Raw genomic sequence first — 655 nt, 5'->3', positions numbered from 1 at the left:
ACCGGAATCTGCCCGAGCGGATTGAGGGAGATAAAGGGTTCCCGGCGATTCTCGCCACCAGAGATATCCACCGGAATCTCCTGATAGGAAAGCTTCAGGAACCCGAGCAACAACCGGGCCTTATGGCAATTCCCGGATTGTGGGCGGGCGTAGAGTTTACGAGTTGAGACTTCCTTCACCGTTTCCTTCACTTACCTTCCACGAGCGCTCAGTTTATCTTGCCGCCGCCTTCGCCTGCGCGCGCCGTCAAGCATCCAAACAAGAGATCGAATAGCTACGGCAGCCACCGATCCTGAGAATGGCAGATCACCGTTCTATTTCCAAGGCAGCTACCGCCTTGGCCATCATCCGCCTTTTGGACCTCCGATAAATCCAGAAGCCGATGAGCAAGACTAGAGGCGCCATGCCGATCCATAGATTCCGCCATTCGTAGTACAGCAAAGCGGCTATGGGACCTGACAGCAGGTATATCCTCTCGCCTGTTTTTAAGCGGCCCATAAAGCCACCGTAAACGGCCGCTGAGAACATCAACGTGCTGATACAGAGCAGACCTGTTGCGACCAGTGTCTCTCCCGTGAAGTTGGGGAATTGCAGCGAGTTTGGAAACGCTACCATGAAAAATGGCAGTAGCAAGCAGATTCCTCCCAGCTTGAAG

2 protein-coding genes are annotated in these 655 nt (G+C 54.0%); both read right to left on the bottom strand.

The window, feature by feature from the left end; translation table 11 throughout:
- Nucleotides 1–191, bottom strand: a 191-nt coding sequence (locus ACTFO6_RS17450) for a glutathione S-transferase N-terminal domain-containing protein (protein ID WP_439935700.1), incomplete at its 3' end; no start/stop codon positions are given.
- 115 nt (nt 192–306) lie between these two features.
- Nucleotides 307–655: hypothetical protein (locus ACTFO6_RS17445; RefSeq protein WP_439935699.1), on the bottom strand; the 349-nt coding region annotated here is incomplete at its 5' end.

It is taken from the genome of Pelomicrobium sp. G1, from assembly GCF_051905455.1.
In the GTDB taxonomy this organism is placed as follows: Bacteria; Pseudomonadota; Gammaproteobacteria; order Burkholderiales; family UBA6910; genus Pelomicrobium.
This window is presented reverse-complemented; position numbering and strand designations above follow the sequence as displayed.